10 protein-coding genes and 1 tRNA gene are annotated in these 17434 nt (G+C 57.9%); 5 read left to right on the top strand and 6 right to left on the bottom strand.

Annotation, left to right across the window (positions count from 1 at the left end; genetic code table 11):
• Positions 1-116 precede the first annotated feature (116 nt).
• Complete coding sequence (locus OZX73_RS08820; RefSeq protein WP_348519477.1) at positions 117-2159, top strand: cation-translocating P-type ATPase; 2043 nt, start codon at positions 117-119, stop codon at positions 2157-2159.
• 275 nt (positions 2160-2434) lie between these two features.
• On the opposite strand, the gene OZX73_RS06785 is transcribed toward OZX73_RS08820, so the two are convergent.
• Both OZX73_RS06785 and OZX73_RS06780 read right to left on the bottom strand, forming a co-directional pair.
• Positions 2435-3127, bottom strand: coding sequence for a response regulator transcription factor (locus OZX73_RS06785; RefSeq protein WP_277150955.1), 693 nt, complete (start codon positions 3125-3127; stop codon positions 2435-2437).
• A 150-nt stretch (positions 3128-3277) separates the two neighbouring features.
• Complete coding sequence (locus tag OZX73_RS06780) at positions 3278-4687, bottom strand: ATP-binding protein (RefSeq protein WP_277150954.1); 1410 nt, start codon at positions 4685-4687, stop codon at positions 3278-3280.
• 434 nt (positions 4688-5121) lie between these two features.
• Between OZX73_RS06780 and OZX73_RS06775 the strand changes: the two genes are divergently transcribed.
• Both OZX73_RS06775 and OZX73_RS06770 read left to right on the top strand, forming a co-directional pair.
• Positions 5122-7197: a PspC domain-containing protein gene (locus tag OZX73_RS06775; protein ID WP_277148798.1), complete on the top strand. Its 2076-nt coding sequence runs from the start codon at positions 5122-5124 to the stop codon at positions 7195-7197.
• 5 nt (positions 7198-7202) lie between these two features.
• Positions 7203-7895 (top strand): hypothetical protein, encoded by a 693-nt coding sequence (locus OZX73_RS06770; RefSeq protein WP_277148796.1) that lies wholly within the window; start codon positions 7203-7205, stop codon positions 7893-7895.
• 120 nt (positions 7896-8015) lie between these two features.
• On the opposite strand, the gene OZX73_RS06765 is transcribed toward OZX73_RS06770, so the two are convergent.
• The 3 genes from OZX73_RS06765 to OZX73_RS06755 form a co-directional block, all read right to left on the bottom strand.
• Positions 8016-9848 carry an acyl-CoA thioester hydrolase/BAAT C-terminal domain-containing protein gene (locus OZX73_RS06765; protein ID WP_277148794.1) on the bottom strand — a complete coding sequence of 611 codons (1833 nt, stop codon included), beginning with the start codon at positions 9846-9848 and terminating at the stop codon, positions 8016-8018.
• Positions 9849-9884: 36 nt separating this feature from the next.
• The gene (locus OZX73_RS06760) at positions 9885-10556 is read right to left on the bottom strand and encodes a DUF4125 family protein (protein ID WP_277148792.1); all 672 of its coding nucleotides are present in this window, start codon (positions 10554-10556) and stop codon (positions 9885-9887) included.
• A gap of 104 nt (positions 10557-10660) precedes the next feature.
• Complete coding sequence (locus OZX73_RS06755; protein ID WP_277148790.1) at positions 10661-12907, bottom strand: DUF4037 domain-containing protein; 2247 nt, start codon at positions 12905-12907, stop codon at positions 10661-10663.
• 405 nt (positions 12908-13312) lie between these two features.
• Here OZX73_RS06755 and OZX73_RS06750 point away from each other — a divergent pair, with 405 nt between their 5' ends.
• Positions 13313-15145 (top strand): DUF6020 family protein, encoded by a 1833-nt coding sequence (locus tag OZX73_RS06750; RefSeq protein WP_277148788.1) that lies wholly within the window; start codon positions 13313-13315, stop codon positions 15143-15145.
• Positions 15146-15259: 114 nt separating this feature from the next.
• On the opposite strand, the gene OZX73_RS06745 is transcribed toward OZX73_RS06750, so the two are convergent.
• Positions 15260-15336 (bottom strand) — tRNA-Pro (locus OZX73_RS06745).
• A 141-nt stretch (positions 15337-15477) separates the two neighbouring features.
• Between OZX73_RS06745 and lysS the strand changes: the two genes are divergently transcribed.
• Positions 15478-17142 carry a lysine--tRNA ligase gene (gene lysS / locus OZX73_RS06740; RefSeq protein WP_277148786.1) on the top strand — a complete coding sequence of 555 codons (1665 nt, stop codon included), beginning with the start codon at positions 15478-15480 and terminating at the stop codon, positions 17140-17142.
• Positions 17143-17434: the final 292 nt, after the last annotated feature.

The raw sequence follows: 17434 nt of genomic DNA, 5'->3' as shown, positions 1-17434 counted from the left end.
TCACTGATGACAAGGATACTGAGGGCGCTGGTGGCGCTGGTACTGCCGATTCTGCCGTTATTAACGCTCACGAGTCTGATACGGAATCGAACGGCGAAGCCACATCGGCGGCGTCGATGGACGTTGTTGCGTCTGGACGTATTGACGATGCCCAATTTGCTGAGATCGAGGCCGTCCTGTTGGCCGGTATGTTGGCCAATGACGGTGAGCTCAACGATAAGCAGTCCGTTCAAGATGATGAGCAGCAGCAAAGTGTTAATAATAAGGTCAACGGCAATGTTGCTATACAAAGCGATAAAGCCAGAGTCAAGGATTCCGTAGCTGAAAACGCTGGCCATAACGAACAGAATGATAAGGGCGACAGTAAGGGTTCCTCATACGGGGATAACGGACAAGCCAACCAGAACAGGCAAAACGACCAGACCGACCAGAACCGCTGGGAGGCGGTAGGCGATCCCACGGAAGTCTCGCTGATTGTTGCTGGACGCAAGGCCGGTTTGCAACGTCGTGCCGCAGATTTCCACCGCGAGATGGAATTCCCCTTCACTTCTGAGCGCAAGATGATGTCGGTAGTAGCGACGGACACACGAGATGGCAACCTTTCCGTGTTTGCCAAAGGCGCCCCCGATGTGTTGCTCAGCCATTGCACTCGGATTGTCGACGGCTCTGAAGTGCGTGCGCTGATCAAGCAGGACCGCGAACGCATTCTGAGCGACGTGGAACGTCTGTCTTCCCAAGCCTTCCGTACGCTGGGTCAGGCTTATAGGCCATTGGGAACCGATAGCCTGAGCAATATCGACGGCTTCGACGATGGCCCAGACGACGGCGATTTGGAGGCACAACAGGATGCCGTCGAATCCGACCTGATCTGGGCTGGAACGGTCGGCATTATCGACCCGCCGCGTACCGAAGTCCGAGGCAGTATCGCGCAGGCGCACCGCGCCGGCATCCGCACCATTATGATCACCGGCGACCACCCGCTGACCGCCGCCCGCATTGCCGAGGATTTAGGCGTGGTCGATTCCGTCGGGTCAACGCAATCCTCGGATACGGCTATGGCTGAATCCGTGCAAAAGGCCGGTGTTTCAGATAGCAGCATGTCAAACATGCCCAAGACCCTGAGCGGTCCGCAGCTTGACGAATTGTTCGCCCGTGACGACGATGACAAGGCCTTTGACGAGGCAGTGGCCACGACCAGCGTGTTCGCGCGCGTGGCTCCGGAACACAAGCTGAAAATCGTCAAGTCCCTGCAGCGTCACGACAACATCGTGGCCATGACCGGCGACGGCGTCAACGACGCTCCGGCCGTCAAGGCGGCCGACATCGGCGTGGCGATGGGCATCACCGGCACCGAGGTCACCAAGGAATCCGCCAAGATGATCCTGGCCGACGACAACTTCTCCACCATCGTCGACGCGGTGCGCGAGGGACGCGGCATCTTCGACAACATCCGCAAGTTCCTGCGTTACCTCCTGAGTTCGAACATGGGCGAGGTGTTCACCGTGTTCGGCGGTGTGGTGCTCGCCGGATTCTTGGGAATCACGCAGCCCGGCTCCACGGGCGTCACCGTGCCGCTTTTGGCCACGCAGCTTCTGTGGATCAACCTATTGACCGATGCGGCGCCGGCTTTGGCGATGGGTGTCGACCCGAGCGAAGAGGACGTGATGGGCAGGCGTCCGCGCAAGCCCACCGACCGTGTGATCGACGGCGCGATGTGGATGGACATCATCGTCATCGGCATCACCATGGCGCTGGTCACCCTGATCGGCATGGATATGCACCTCGCGGGAGGCCTCTTCACCGACCGCTCGCTCGGCGGAGGCCACACCTCGCAGATGACGCAGGCGCGCACGATGGGCTTCACGATTCTTGTCTTCGCACAGATGGTCAACGCTCTTTGCTCGCGTTCGCACACGCAAAGCGTCTTTAAAGGCTTATTCTCCAACAAGTGGCTTTGGGGCGCGATCGGCCTCTCGATTGTATTGCAATTGGTGGTCGTCTATGTGCCGTTCCTCAACGTGCCCTTCGGAACGGTTCCCCTGACACCCATGGAATGGCTGGAATGCATCGGCCTTTCGCTGGCCGTCTTGGTGGTTTCGGAAGTCTACAAGTTCATTTTGCGCTTCCTGGATGCCCGAAAAGCCAAGAGCGCGAAGTGAATAGGCGAACAAACTAAAACCGAAAAGTGAAGATACCGGCAGAAACGCATACCCTAGATTGACGCAGAAGCATTCGAAACCCTCGTTTGCTTAACTGTGACTACGCTCCAAATTTGGTTTTGAATATGTGTTTTTGCTGGTATCTAGAAATGTAAACCAGTAAATTCAGAATCGTACAAATTAAGTGATGGATGGTATGTGGTAGCAGTCGGCTTGAGGTAAACCTGGCCGGGATCGGTCGTGTCGAGCCGTGGAAAGCCGCAATAAGTCCATTTTCACACAATCTGTCGGTCGGCGGCCCAGCGCGTCAGCTCGGTGCGGTTGGAAAGCTGGAGCTTTTTGAGCACTGCGCTGACGTGCGTCTCCACCGTCTTGACGGAGATGAACAGTTCCGCGGCGATCTCCTTGTAGGTGTAGCCGCGGGCGATGAGGCGCATGACCTCCTGCTCGCGGTGGGAGAGCTTGTCGAGTTCGTTGTCGTGCTCCGCCTGCCCCGCACCTTGGAAGGTGGAGAGCACGAATCCGGCCAGTTTCGGCGAGAAGACGGCATAGCCTTCGTAGACCTGGATAATCGAGGAAATCAGGTCGTCGCCGCTGATTGTTTTGGTAACGTAGCCGCGAGCCCCCGCACGGATGACCGCACCCACGTCCTTCGGCGAATCGGAAACGGAAAGTGCGAGAAATGCGGAATCAGGGGAGAGCGGGTGCGATTTGAGCAGTATTTCCGCGCCGCCTCCGCCTTCACCTCCGGGCACATGGACGTCGAGCAGCACCACGTCCGGCTTGGTGTCGGCGATCATCGCCACCGAACCTTCCACGTCCGGCGCCTGCCCGACGATGGTGAAATGCGGGCTCAGCGTCGCGATGACCCCGGCGCGGAACATCTCGTGGTCGTCAACCACCGCCACGCGGATATCGTGGTGATTGGTGTCTGATTCGTTCCCGCGTTGTGCGCCGTTGCCGGCCATTTCGCCTATGCCGGTCGTAGTCTCATTTGATTTGTCGCCGTTCATTTTCTCCTCGTCATCATTATCCTATCGGCGTTGTTGCCGATCGTGTTCGTCCACTTTTGCTCAGTACTTAGCGGTTTACCATGGTTCGGTCTCGGCTTCTGTCGCTCATTGTCCTGTTTCCGTTTGCGTCTCTTCTGCCATTGTGCCATCAGCGTTGCCGTTTTCCTTGGGTATCGGCATGGTCATGTGCACCTCCGTGCCCCAATTCGGTCGTGAGACGATGTTGACGTTGCCTCCACGACGTTCGATGCGGCCGATGATGGATTGGCGGATGCCGAGCCTGTCCGGCGGAATGGCATCCTGGTCGAACCCGTCGCCGTGGTCGCGCACAAAGACCTCGGCCTGCGTCCCGCCGACCTCGCAATAGACCGAAATCGGCTCAGCGCCGTGCTGGGCGGCGTTCAACATGGCCTGTTCGCTGGCGTTCAGGAGCGCGTCAGTCTGGGCGCTGGGCTGTGTGTCGCCCACGGTCACCACGTCGATGGGTTCGCCGAATTCGTCCTCGATATGCGCCGCTATGTCTTTGAGCCCGCTGCTCACCGAACGGTCCGAGGGTATCCGTTCCTGATAGAGCCACCGCCGCAGCTCGCGTTCCTGCTTGCGGGCCAGCGTGAACACGGTTTTCGGCTCGTCGCTGTGCAACTGGATGAGCGCGAGTGTTTGTAATACGCCGTCATGCAGATGGGCGGTCATGTCGGCGCGTTCTTCCTCGCGTTCTTTCAGCGCGTGCTCGTGGCTCAGTTCGTGGATGAACCGGTTCGCGAGCGGAATGATGGCCAGCGCTACACCAATAAGCAACGCCACACCGGCGATTGCTGCGGAAAGAGGCAGGTGATGGCTGAACGTGTAGGAATCGGCGCAAATGAAATAGCCAATTGCCATCAGCACCACACCAATCAGCAGATAGCGTATCTGCCCGTCCTCGGCGTTGAAGCGGATCCAGGATATCCCGATGCCGCACAATGCCATGAAAATGCCGAACGTCAGATCGCCAGGTAAAGGACTGACCTCCAAAACCAAGGCCAACGCGATCAGCGCGATGCCTACCAACGCGATAATCGAGGGTTTTGAAGCGCTTTTGAATGCTTGGGCGAGGTTTTCTGGACCATTGCTTGTTTCGTTGTTTTCGGCATTGGCGGTGTTGGTAGTGGACGATGACTGGGATTGCCGTGTGCTATTGGCGCTGGCGGCATCTCTGGCTTCGGAATCGTCGGAAGCCCTGTTTTGCCCAGTCACCGTATTGTCGGCATTCCCGTATGACAACGGCGCGTGCTCGGCTTTCCAGCGCGCCTCACGCTGGTCGCGTTCCGCAGTAAGCGGGTCTCCGACGGGAACGAACGCCCACAAAAAGATATAGGCCACGATACCCGCGCCGAAAAGGAACGTTGCGGCGACAAAAGCCAAGCGGATCCAAACCACGGGCACACCCAAATGCAGGCTCAAACCTCGGCATACCCCGCAAAAGATGCGTTTCTTTTTGGGGCGCAACAGTGGTAAACGGCGTTTTGGAGTCACTGGGAACCCGCTAGTGGGCGTGTATTGCCGCCATGCGTGCGTCCGGTTGCCGGATGGCGGAGAGGCCTGGTTGTTGGCTGAATCAAAAGGCACGTTCCGGTTTTGTCGGGGACCGACATATTGGTAAGACGGCGTATTCTGCGATGGTTTCGATGTATTGCCAGATCTCGACGCTTGCGGATTTTGCGGTGAATTCGGTGCGTTGTCGGTTCTTGGCATAGGCGTGTGTTGCGGCTGATTCGACGCATTGTTAAAACCTGCTGCGGGTGCGGTCTGTGGTGCGTTCGGTTCGTCGCTATACGCGTGGTTCGATGGCTTCATACTTCCATTGTGCATGATTTTGCGGGATTCAGGGTGCGTTCGAAGCAAAAATCAGGGTTAAATCAGGGTGTTCCCTGACCCTTTCGAGCGTTTCCGGGTGCTGTAATGGAACCATGAGTAACAACACGTACGGCAACGGCTACCAACAGCCGACCAATATGAACAATCCCATTCCGCCTCGTCACGACAAGGTCGACCGATTCTTCGCGTGGATCCGCGGCAGCGGGTTGATGCGCGGCAACAACCGCTGGATTGCCGGCGTGTGCGACGGCGTCGCGGTGCGTTATGGGCTGAGCCCCGTTTTTGTGCGTGCGGTGGTCGCGGCCTCCACGCTGATTTGCGGTTTCGGCGCGGCTTTCTACGCGGCGGCTTGGGTGCTGCTGCCAGATTGCCGCGATGGCAGGATTTCCGGCGAGGAGCTGGTTTACGGTCACTGGCAATGGTCATTGCTGGGGCCGATCATTTTCATGGTCATCGCGTTCTGTTTCCCTGGTATTGGCGTATTGCTCGCCGTCATCGCGGTGGTGGTGCTGCTGGTCATGATCAACAGCCTTGCGAACAAGGCGCAAGAGCAGCGCGGAGCGGCTTTCGCCAATAATGGGCAACAAACGCAATATCAAGGGCAATGGCGACCGTCGCAAAGTCAATATCAGGCTGGACCAATGCCGTATAGCCAGTCCGGCAATGCGAATCCTGCCTTTTACGCGAATACGAACTCAGCTCCGTATGCACCTCAAACTTGGCAGCAAGGGCAGAACAATGCACAAGCTGCGACGCAAGGAAACAATGAGGCGACGTTTCGCGAACCCGGGAATGTGAGGGCGGACGACCCTTTTGATGGAGCTGATGCGGATAAGCGTCAAGATGATGCGGTTTTAAAACAGGATACGTCAAATGGCGATATGAATGCCGATCGTTCCGTCAATGGGGGAAATGGTGAAAACCGCTCTGAGGATGCCGCCGAACAGCGTCCTTTTGGCAATGACTATCATGAATATTCCGCTGCCGCTCCAAACGCGCAGAATAATCCGCAAAATGAACGTCCAAACGGGTCCGGCTTTAACGGACAGCCTTCCGCGCAACCTTCTTCGCCGTTCGCCGCAAGCCCGTCGCCGGCTTACGCCGCTCCGCCCACCTATATGGCCGAGCCGGCGCAGCCTTACCAACAAGCTCCGGTTCAGAGCGCGACGAAAACGTGGGGACCGAGGCGCGCACGACGCAAGCCGGCCGGATTTGTAATCGTCCTGCTCACGCTGGGTGCCATCCTTCTTTCGGGAGCGCTTGTCGCAATAAACTGCTTCATTCACGGCGGATATATGGGCACGATTTTCAAATACGGGACGTGCTGGATTGCCGGTGTGCTGATAGTGCTGGGTGTGATTATCGTGGTGCTCGGTCTGGCCGGACATCGTGCAGGAGGCTTGCACCCTTTGGTTTGGATTGCCGCGTTCGTAGCGATAGTTTTCATCGTTAGTGATATTAATTATTCCTCTGTGCTGACCGGTTTGGAGCAGGAAAGCGCGTCCTATCACCAAGTCGACGTCAGCGGTTTCAAAGCCATCGACGGCAGCAACGACCAGCAGCTCAAAAAACTCAAACAGGGAACCGCCATCAAAGGCCATCGGCTCGACGATGACGCGGTCAATATCGATTTGAGCGATTACGCCAAAACGCACGGTACCCACGATGTCACGTTGAAGGACGGCAGCACGGTCAAGTCCGGTTGCCCGACCGGAACGATTCATTTGACCAACAGTCGAACGACGGTTTTCGTCACCCTTCCGGCGGGTTGTTCATACGGCTTGAGCCATGAATCCAATTCCAGGGTTGACGGCAGTGTGGTCAGGGTCGAGACCGAAGACGGGGCGATCATTGTCGACGGAGTGTATGCGGGCAGTGAAGTGGGTACAAAGTCGTTGGGCAGCGGCTATGTGGCCATTGGCCGTGACACGCAGACCGGTATCGGGGGAATGAGTTACCAGCGTATCGGTGACGGCAATGGCTATGGCGCCAATCAAGACTACCAGTGGCTCACCGAGACGAAAAAGATGCCGAAGAATGGCCCTGAACTCACCATCGACGCCCCTTACATCGTCGAAGGCCGTGTGACAGTGCAATATCCTGCGGAAAGCACTGTGCCGACCTATGAGCGATTCGCCAAAGGCGAAGCGGACGCGAATTGGAGGTGATGGCAATGAACAACGAATCGAATGAGGAGAACGAAATGACGAACCCGACTTCCGATAACGGCATGGCTGAGACGGAGGCCATACCGTCTCAGAACATTGTCGACGAGACTACTGAGGCCATACCGTCTCAAAGTGTTGACCATGATACTACCGAGGTCGTTACGGCTCAAAGTGTTGACGACGATACTACTGAGACCATGCTGGACCAGAACACTGGCGTAGATGTGGCTGCCGTCGAGGACAATAATCAGGTACAAATCGATAATGCTGAAAATGAACCGCCAGAGGTAGCGAAAACCGAGGCTGAAACGGGCAGCGTGTCATCTGCGTCGCCGCAGCAGGCCGGATATGTGCCACCGTCGAATTTTGCCAGCGGTCCTGCGACTTCCGGAACATACGTGCGTGTGCCGCGCGACCTGCCGCAGCAGATGCCGAAACCACTGCCGCCTGCTGGGCCGAGCAAGGCGACGATTGTGCTGAGTTTGTTGCCGCTGTTCCTCGGAGCGGTGACGCTGATTGTCGGAGTGGCGTTCCCGATGGTGTTCGCACCGATATCCGGAGGTGTGGATGCGCGCTCGCTGATCGCGCTGGGCTTTGTTGTGCTGGGTGCGTTGCTGATTGTGCTTGCTGTGTTGCTTGGTATGGCGTCGCTGATTCACGGGTTCGCGGCGAAACGGAAGACAAAAAGCCGACAATGAGTTGGCACGCAATAACGTGGCTGTGATAATGATGCCGGTGCAATGTGAAGATGACGTTGCACCGGCATCATGGTACGTGTGGCGATACGATGTCGACAGGCCTGTGAATCGACTTCCGGTTTACAAAGTATAGAGCCCGAAGAACGCGATCAACACCGGCGAAACCACGGCGGCGATGGCGCATAACGCAGCGACGATGAAGTGCGCAGGGGTCCAGAAGCCTTGGAAACGGTTGGTTTGCAAACGTCTGCTGCTTCGTGAACGCCAAAGTTCCATGATAAGCCAGGTCAGCAGGGCGACGTTGACCAGCGCGACGACGTGCAACAGCGCCCAACCCCAGCCGAGCAACGTACCGCGGGGAGTGAGCGTCAACGCTGATTTCGCCGCAATGACGACGTAAGCGAAGAACGCGATGATACCCAATACCGCGCAGCAGCCGTTCAAGGCCAACGCCGTTGTGAGTCGATGAGGGAATCGGTTATCGGTAGTGCCGGGAATGGATTCGTAAATCGCTGAATCGGTTGCCGCCGAATATTTCATATCGCTCACGTCGGAATAGGTCTTTCCAGTCGTTGAGTTGGGTATCAGGGGCTTCTTTATACCGTTCTTGCCAGACGAGGCTGAGAAGCCTCGTTCGGTTTGCTTGCAACGTTTCCTCAGATGCCCCATAGCAATAACAAGCCCGACGATTCCTGCCATTGCGGCGCACACAATGATTGCGGCCAGCAGCGCCAATATCGTGCTCAGCGACCCGATGAGGCCTGGTTTGACGCTGCCAGGAACGTCAAACCGTTGATGTGGCTGGTCTCCGGCGATTTGCGGGGTGATCCAATCGCCGGATTTGGTTCCGGCGGCGATGGCGTTCGTCCAGTCCTCAAGGTCGTGTGTGTAATGCATATCCAGCGGCAGGCCGGGCACGGAGGTGTGCGCACCGACGCGCATCTGGTGGTTGGCGTGGTAATAGCGTACTGATACGTTCTTGTTTCCTGCCGCGCTGGCGGCGTTGATGATGTCGGTCGCGCCTTGCTCGATGGGCATGGAAAGATCGTCGGTGCCGAAGCTGATCAACAGCGGCATCGTGAGGTCCTTCAGGTACCTTTCGGCTGGGAAATCGGCGTATTGCAGCCCAAGTGGCGCAAAGTCAAGCCCGACAAACTTGTCGATGTCGCGGCTGAGTCCTTTGGGCGAGCCGATGTAATCGACGTATGTGTTGGCGGCCATCGCCATCTGCCGGCGCCCGGAAACCGCGGGCGGCGAGGTCAGCATCATGAAGGGGATTGCACCCGGATGGCGGTGTGCCATGGCCTCGGCGATCCAGGTGCCTTCGGATTCCGCATAGATGCCGGCCTGCGCGGGGTCGACGTCGGGTTGCGCTCGCAGGATGCTGAGCGAGGTCATATAGTCTTCGGCCATCGCGTAATAGTCGCGGTGGAAGGTGGTGTAGGTGTCGAGCCGTTTGTCGGGCACCAGCGTGACGATGCCGGCCGAGCTCATGGCCGAGGCGATGTCGCCGTAAACCTCGTTGGCCTTGCCGGTGCCGGCCCCGTGGATGAACAGGGTCGCCGGTCGCAAGCCCCGCGCCCCAACAGGGGAGCGCAGGATGGCGTTGATAGTGACGTTTGGGGCGAGCTTGATGCGCAGGTTTTGGCTTTTGACCTGATATGTGCCCTCTTGGTCGGTTTTCAGCACGTTTCCGGCATTGGTGTTGTTGTCTGGTTTCCTGGCTTGGTTATCTGTATTACGCTTGTTTGCCGGGTCTCGAGTGTTTGCCGAACCTTGTGTGTTTACCGTACTTCGCGCTTGGATGGTGGAATCGGTGGATGCCACCTTAATATGCTGTGTCAACGGTTCCACGCTCCATTGCGGCATCATCGCGGCACCCAACGCCGCTAAAACGGCGACGAGCGCGACGAAGATGGCCACGGATGGTAGGAATCGTTTCAGCAATCGCATGCGTGCCACTCTAACGCATCGCTTCTATCTTTACGTCTACTGTTGCAACACCTCGGCCTCGTCCAGCGACTTGAATCCTCCAAGCAATACGGTGTTGCGGATGGTCTCTTCCGTGAGGTTGCGATTGGCTGCGGCAAGGCTTTCAATGAAATCCTGATACAGCCGGAACGTCTTGTCGGAATACGTGCCGAGTTCGCCGCGCAGGTAGGTCTCGAACGACGTTTTTTCGTGGGTGTCCTCCGACGTGTGCAGCACCCGCATCTCACGGCCGAGCTTGGGGTAGCGGCTGCGGAAATCGTCGGCCCACGCCAATTGCTGCGTGATGACTTTCTCCTGTTCTGCCACGCGCTCGGCGGAACGTGCGGGGATGTACGGCTCGATATCGGCGTGGTATTCCTGTGGCCAGGTCGAGATCATCATGCGCCCGTACTTCTCGGTGATGAGGTTGCGGTCGACACGGTCCGCCTCGTCCAGATCGTCGGCATAGCTCTTGAGCAACGGCACGGGCCAGGTCATGAACTGGCTCAAACGCATCTGGTGGAACGTCGGCCAGTTGCCTTGGCAGGCCGCGCGTCCGCCCTCGTTGTCGGTCTTCTGGAACTGGTCCCATTCGTGCTTCACCACGCGTTCCAGCAAATCGAGCCGCTCTTGGTCGTCCGTGGAAGTGGCGTCTTCCTGTGTGCGTTGCTGTGTTGCGTTGTCTTCCATGATGCTCTTTCCTGGTATGCCTGCTTTGCATATCGTTACGGTTCATCCGTGAATATCTGGTATCAACTCTAGCGGTTTTGCGGATGATTGTTCATTGCGTTGGCTTATAGGCTATGTAATACCGGATCATCGCTGCCGATATGCGCCTCGACATAAGGTCGCTGCCACTCGAGGAATTCCTCGTCGCTGTTGGTCAGACCTTCGTCTTTGAGCTCCGTGACGATTTCACCGCAGATGTGCTCGATGGTGGATTGCACCTGTTCCTGAGCGGGTGCGGAGCCCTTCCCGCCCTCGCCGAATCCGGCGCCGCCGAAGCAGGCCGCCGAGGAAAGTCGAAGGATGACTTCGAGTTGTTCGCAGACGTCAGGTAAGACTGTTGACATTCTTCCGGAAAGCCGTCGCAGCGCCGCGAATTGCCACTTGTAATACGGCATGTATCCAGCGCGGATCGGTTCGTTGATCAGGAAGATGAACGAGCAGACGTTGGTGGTGAATTCGCGGATGGACAGCCATACCGCCGCCCCGTCGCCGCGTTTGAGCATGCGGGGCAGGTTGTATTGCCCGGCCTGTGCGATCATGCCGAGCCGGCGAGAGATCAAGGAAAGCCGCACGTCGTCCGGCATCATCTTGAAACCTTGCCGCGTCTTGGAAACCGCACCGAGCGGGTCGGCGAAGACCTCGCCGTTGGTCGCCGCGGCGAGCGTCGGTTCGTCCAGCAGCAACCATTCGTGTGGCTTGTCGTCGGCGGGCGCGGTAGGGTAGCCGGTGATACCTGCGAAGAAGTCGCCGATGCGGAAGACGCCGGTGCGCCGTGAACCACCTTGCGCCCGCGCCGTGGATTCACGCGGACCGAAGCCCATGAATTCCTGTGGCAGTGCCTCGTAGTCGGCCTGCAGCTTCTGGCCGACCGCCGCATAATCCTCATCCGTGAGCCATAGGCAGAAGCCAGGTCCGAAATCGTGGTCCTGCGAATATTGATCGTCGAATCCATAACATTCCGAGCCATGCCCGACCAGGCCGGCGGCGATGCGCCCCTGATATTCGGGGTATTTTTCCTCAATCATCGGTTTGCCGCATTGTTCCCAGTAAGCGCGTGCGAGTTTGAGACCTGAAATAGTTGGTTTGTTCTCGGTGGCAGCCTTGTTGGCGGTGTGTGTCGTGTTTCCGGCTGTTTGCGCGGATTCATCCCGTTTTGCGGAAGAAGCCTCATTTGCCGCTTTTCCCTCATCTTGACCCAGGCCAGCGCCGTTGGCCGCCGATTCGTCTGCGTTTCTGGATGCTTCCCGCGCCGCCCTTGCGGTCTCCTCGACCTGTGCCAGGTTTCCCGCGGTGATTCGGTAGTAATCGGTGTCAGTCCCATAGCATTCTTCGATGACTTTGAGCGCCTTGCGATAAGAGTCAATGGCCTTGTCGAATAATCCTGCGGCAAAGCAGACCTGCGCGTATCCCGCCAACGCCGAGGCGAAATGGGCGCTGTGCTCAAGATGTCCGTTCTTGTAGATTTCCAGCGTTTTCAGTGAGTGCTTCATCGCCTGATCGAGCAGCGAATCGACGGTTTCGGACGATGCCGCATCACCTGATTCCGCTTGGTTCTGCGATTGCGTCGATGTGGATGGTGAGGTCTGTTGCCCATTCTGATCATCCTGCGCAGCTTCGGTCGCCCGTTGCAGCAACACGAGCGCAAGGTTGGTATGCGTAGAGGCCACGTCGATATCGGTCTCGGGGTCGGTGCTTGAAGTCTTGAGAATGGCAAGCGCTTTTTCGAGTTCCGCTTGTGCCTCCTTGAGTTTCCCGGTCTCGCTGTAGAGCATGGAGATGTTGTTGTGCAGCGCAGCCATCCGGCGGTCGGTGGGCGCCAACGTCTTCTGCGCCGATGCCAGAGCCTGTTTGTACAGGTCCTCGGCCTGGTCATACCGCTTGGCCGCGCGCATCCCGGTCGCGGCGTTGATGAGCGTGGTCGTCCAAGCCTCAGTGCCTTCGATGCCCATCTTCAATCCCAGTTCGAGCGCCCGCTGGATGACCCACTGGTTGTCCTCATGCCGCCCGTGTGAACGGTAGAAGCCCATCGTCTCGTTCAACACGGTCAATAGCCCTGCGTCATCGCCAGCGTTCTCAGCGTCGACCATCGCCTGTTTGAGGTACGGTTCGGCCTTGTCTTTGGCCTCGTGCGCGTCGAACAGGGCATCGAGCCCCTTCAAAAACTCGTCGGTGTCGAATGTCGCGTTTGGTGTGGGCGCAGTGGCGTTGTTCGGGTCGCTGGCGTCGTCAGGTTCCCCTGAAACCGAAGAATGCGCCTCGCTAAAAGCCTGCAACAGCTCTTCCGGCGTCTTGCCGTGTGCATTGTCGTCCATGACTGCTCCTTTGTGTCCGCTGATTCCAAGTCTATTGCGGTTACGATATCGGAAGCGTTATGTCGATGTGAGCTATATCACAGCAATGGGTTTTGGTTGAATGGCGTACAGAAGGGCGTATGCGAGGCAATCCGTATTTCGACAAGCCGCACGCTAGACTGACCGTATATATGGAAAGTCTTGATACGGCTTTGCCGAAAGTGGCAGGGGAGCAGCGTGAAGGTTAAGGGAATTGGCCGATCCGGCGATATGTTGCCGGTTAGGGGATCATCCGCCGATGTCGCGGCCAGATCGCGTGATGGCGTAGCGAATGATGACGTCCGTCAACGTTTGCCAATCACTGCCGAATCAGACGAGAGCGTGTGGCCGAAGCTTCGAAAATTCCTGCGGCCTTCGAAAGTGGGTTTGGCGATTCCCGCTGTGCTTGGCTTCATGGTCGCCTGTTCGAGCCAGGCCGCCCAGTTCGGTTGGGTTCCTTTCGACCATGTCTACCTTTATCTGCAATCGGTCTGCTATGCCGTGCTTTTTGCTCTGTTATATATGGTCGTGTACCGCGGTGTGGAATTTGTGAGGACCCGTGTATTCGACGGCTTCGGGGAAAGTGCCGCTGAAAACAAGTCTCCGAATGGTATTTCTGAGGATGACGACAAAAGCGCTTCCGGGCTTGTAGCGGCGCAAAAGTCCAGGTTTGCCGCCGTCCGCTGTTATTTCCATTTCCGCTATACAGAGCGTCCCGCCGCGATTGCCGCCGACGCCTCGGTATTGCTGTGTTGCTGGCTGCCGTATATCATCCTGCTGTTTCCTGGAGTGATCCACTTCGATACCGGCGATCAAATCGCCGAATATTATGGCATGCCGCTTTATGGCATGAACACCGGCAAGATATGGGACCACCATCCATTCCTTGACACCTATTTGTATGGTTGGTTCGCGTCGCTGGGCAAGGCGCTTTTCGACAATTACAACATCGGCATGTATGTCTACGCGCTCCTGCAAGCCGTGGGTTTCGCGTTCGGCATCGCCTGGTTGTTGGCCTATCTCGCCAAAACCGACCTCAATCGCAGGCTCCTGCATGCTTTCGCCGCGTTCTTCTGCTTCTTCCCTGTGGTGCCGATGTGCGTCATGTCGATCGCCAAAGACACGACGAGCGCGATGTTGTTCGTCCCATGGGCGGTGATGTATTGCAAATTGGTCGACAGCAAACTCGAGCTGATGCGCAGCCCTGGGTTCGTCACGGCCTTCGCGCTGGATGGGCTGTTGGTGGCCCTGACCAAGAAACTGGGATTGTATATCGTCGTGCTGTGCCTGCTTGCGTTGGTTATCGGCAAGTTCGCCGCGAAACTCAAGGCGGCCGCCGTGGCGCTCGGAGTCGTGTTGTTCGTTATCGTGGACATGGCTTTGCCGAAATTCGCCTACCAGCGCCTCAACGTGGTGCCTGGCACGCCGGAGGCCGCGCTCGCCCTGCCGATCCAGATGATGGCCCGCGCCGCGCACGACCATCCCGACGACATCAGTGATGAGGACCGTGATATCGTCGACGCCTATCTCGAATATCCATGGGACGTGATCAGCCGGAATTACGACCCGTGGCTTGCGGTTCCGGCCATCGGTTGGACGGTGAAGGGCCGGGTGCCGGTTTCGCGTTTCGCCAAGGCGTGGTTGGATGTCGGCCTGCGCCATCCCGATTCGTACCTTCAGGGCTTCTTCTGCTTGGAGAGTGGATGGATGACCTTCGATGCCTTCAGCGTCAAGAATCAGCCGATTCCCAAGCCGATGTCGGTGGTGATGCTGCCGATGACCACCTCCGACACCGCCACTTACACTTACGGCCTGCTTCAGCCGCACACCCCGCCCACCGAAGCCAGCGAAACGGTCAAACAGCTTTACCGGATCATCGTCGATACGCCTGGCGTCAACATCCCGTTCTTCATGGCGTTGTGGACGTCGGTCCTGCCGGGATTCGTATTGTATTACCTGTGGCGGCGCCGGAAAGAGCGGAAGCGCGATCCCGACACCATCGGTGCCATTGCTTCCGGCCGTAGCCTGCTGCTCAAATGTCTGCCGTGGCTGCTGACCGCTGCCAGCCTTTACGTCTGCGCCGAAAGCCTTTCGCGGCCAGGCCGCCCATCGCCGACGCGGTTCGTGTTCCAGCTGGTTCTCCTGACGCCCATGGTGATTGGTTTCCTGTGCAGTGGCAGGGAACAGAGGCCTCATAAGGGCAGAGGGCGACGTGGCTGAAAAGCTTCCCGGCAACGTCAGCCCTCGTCGACGCCAGCGGAGACAAGGTGCGGCATTGAGGTGTGCGGACGTGCGGATATGACGAAACCCCTTGCAAAACAAGGGGTTTCTAGTTGGTCGGGCTGGCGAGATTTGAACTCGCGGCCTCTTCGTCCCGAACGAAGCGCGCTACCAAGCTGCGCTACAGCCCGATGAACAACAGCAATCATGATACAACGACCCCGTCGACGAGTCCATCATGCGTGTCGGCATGCATCTTTGCATTCATGCTTTATTAGTCACTTGACGGCAAAATAATGGCGTGTATCGGCTGCTCGGTACACTCGGGGATTATGAGCGAAACGAATGAAACCGGCGAAAACCGGAATGAAGAAGAGGCCGAGACCCCGGTAATGTCCACTGTCGAGCGTGCGGAACTGCGTCTCAAGCAGGACGAGGCCATCGCCGAAAACATCAACGAGGGCAAGTCCTTCGACGAGTCCATCGACCCGACCAACAAAGAATTCGGCTCGGAAGGCCAGCCCGAACAGGTGCAGATGCGTGTGGCCAAGCGTGCCCAGATGTTGAAGGACGGCGTCGCGCCGTATCCGGTCGTGGTCGAGGTCACCGACACGATTCCGGAAGTCCGCGCGAAATACGAAGGCAAGCTCAATGCGGGCGACGAGACCCAGGATGTGGTCGCCATCGCAGGCCGCGTGCTCTTCCTGCGCAACGGCGGCGGCCTGTGCTTCGTGCAGCTTGCCGCGGGCGACGGCACCAAGATCCAGGGCATGATCTCCAAGAAGGAGATCGGCGCGGATTCCCTCAAGGCCTTCAAGCAGTTTGTCGATTTGGGCGACCACCTTTACTTGAAGGGCCGCGTCGTCGCGTCCAAGACCGGCGAGCTTTCCGTTTTCGCCAGCGAGTGGAAGATTGCCGCCAAGGCTCTGCAGCCGCTTCCGGCGTTGCACAAGGAGCTCACTGAGGACACTCGTACACGCAAACCGTATATCGGCATGATCGCCGACGAGAAGATCCGCGACATGGTTCGCAAGCGTTCCAAGGTCGTCACCTCGCTTCGTAATACGTTCGCCAAGGACGACTTCCTTGAGGTCGAGACCCCGATGTTGCAGACGGTGCACGGGGGAGCGGCCGCTCGTCCGTTCATCACCCACATGAACGCTTTCGATATCGACCTCTACCTGCGCATCGCGCCGGAACTCTTCCTCAAGCGCTGCTTGGTCGGTGGCATCGAGCGCGTCTTCGAGATCAACCGCGACTTCCGCAACGAGGGCGTCGACGGTACGCACGCTCCGGAATTTACCATGCTCGAGGCCTATCAGGCCTACGGCAATTACGACACCATCGCGGCCCTCACGAAGAAGCTCATCCAGCAGTCCGCCATCGACGCGTTCGGCTCCACCAAGGTGACGTTGCTTGACGGCAGCGAATACGATTTCAGCGGCGAATGGAAGCAGATTTCCATGTACGACTCGCTTTCCGAGTCGCTGGGTGAGGAGATTACCCCGGAAACATCCGTGGAACACCTGGGTGCCATCGCCGACAAACTCGGCGTGGAGCGCGACGAGGTCGAGAACCATGGCAAACTGGTCGAGCACCTTTGGGAGCACTTCTACGAGGCAGGTTTGGGTGCCGAAGTCCCCACCTTCGTGCGTGACTTCCCGGTCGAGACCAGTCCGCTGGTCAAGGCTCACCGTTCCAAGAAGGGCGTTGTGGAGAAGTGGGACCTCTACGTACGTGGCTTCGAGCTGGCGACCGGCTACTCCGAATTGAATGACCCTGTGGTGCAGCGTCAGCGCTTGGTCGACCAGGCCAAGGACGCGCTCGCGGGTGACGTCGAGGCGATGGACATCGACGAGGACTTCCTCGAGGCCCTGGGCGTCGGCATGCCGCCTGCCGGTGGTATGGGCATGGGCATCGACCGCCTGCTGATCGCGCTGACGGGCGCCACCATCCGCGAGACCATCACCTTCCCGCTGGTGAAACCGTTGAACTGATCGCCGCAAAGCCGGGCGGCGGGCAATGAATCCATTGTCCATCCATGTTGCGCACTGGATGATTTCTGGTGCAAAGCGTGCTTGCCGGGTGATGTGTGGTGATGGCCTTGAACACCATCAATTGACGCAGATATGTTGCCGGCCTGCCAATGGGCCGGCAACATTCGTTTGTGATAAGACGGTGTAAGGCGAAGGTTGAGGCCGGACTGCTATAGTTTTTAAAGTTGCACAGTTACTGGTATATGGGAATTCCGGTCGACAGCGATCGAGAAAGATGTGATTGCATTGAAGA

The sequence above is a fragment of the Bifidobacterium sp. ESL0775 genome, from assembly GCF_029395475.1.
Classification (GTDB): domain Bacteria; phylum Actinomycetota; class Actinomycetes; order Actinomycetales; family Bifidobacteriaceae; genus Bifidobacterium.
The sequence above is the reverse complement of the archived record's forward strand: the minus strand, read 5'-3'. Positions and strand labels throughout refer to the sequence as shown.

Excerpts from the sequence above, each read along its gene's own strand:
- OZX73_RS08820 (WP_348519477.1), top strand. The coding sequence starts at position 117 with ATGGACGTTGTTGCGTCTGGACGTATTGACGATGCCCAATTTGCTGAG.
- OZX73_RS06785 (WP_277150955.1), bottom strand. The coding sequence starts at position 3,127 with ATGGCCGGCAACGGCGCACAACGCGGGAACGAATCAGACACCAATCAC.
- OZX73_RS06775 (WP_277148798.1), top strand. The coding sequence starts at position 5,122 with ATGAGTAACAACACGTACGGCAACGGCTACCAACAGCCGACCAATATG.
- OZX73_RS06770 (WP_277148796.1), top strand. The coding sequence starts at position 7,203 with ATGAACAACGAATCGAATGAGGAGAACGAAATGACGAACCCGACTTCC.
- OZX73_RS06765 (WP_277148794.1), bottom strand. The coding sequence starts at position 9,848 with ATGCGATTGCTGAAACGATTCCTACCATCCGTGGCCATCTTCGTCGCG.
- OZX73_RS06760 (WP_277148792.1), bottom strand. The coding sequence starts at position 10,556 with ATGGAAGACAACGCAACACAGCAACGCACACAGGAAGACGCCACTTCC.
- OZX73_RS06755 (WP_277148790.1), bottom strand. The coding sequence starts at position 12,907 with ATGGACGACAATGCACACGGCAAGACGCCGGAAGAGCTGTTGCAGGCT.
- lysS (WP_277148786.1), top strand. The coding sequence starts at position 15,478 with ATGAGCGAAACGAATGAAACCGGCGAAAACCGGAATGAAGAAGAGGCC.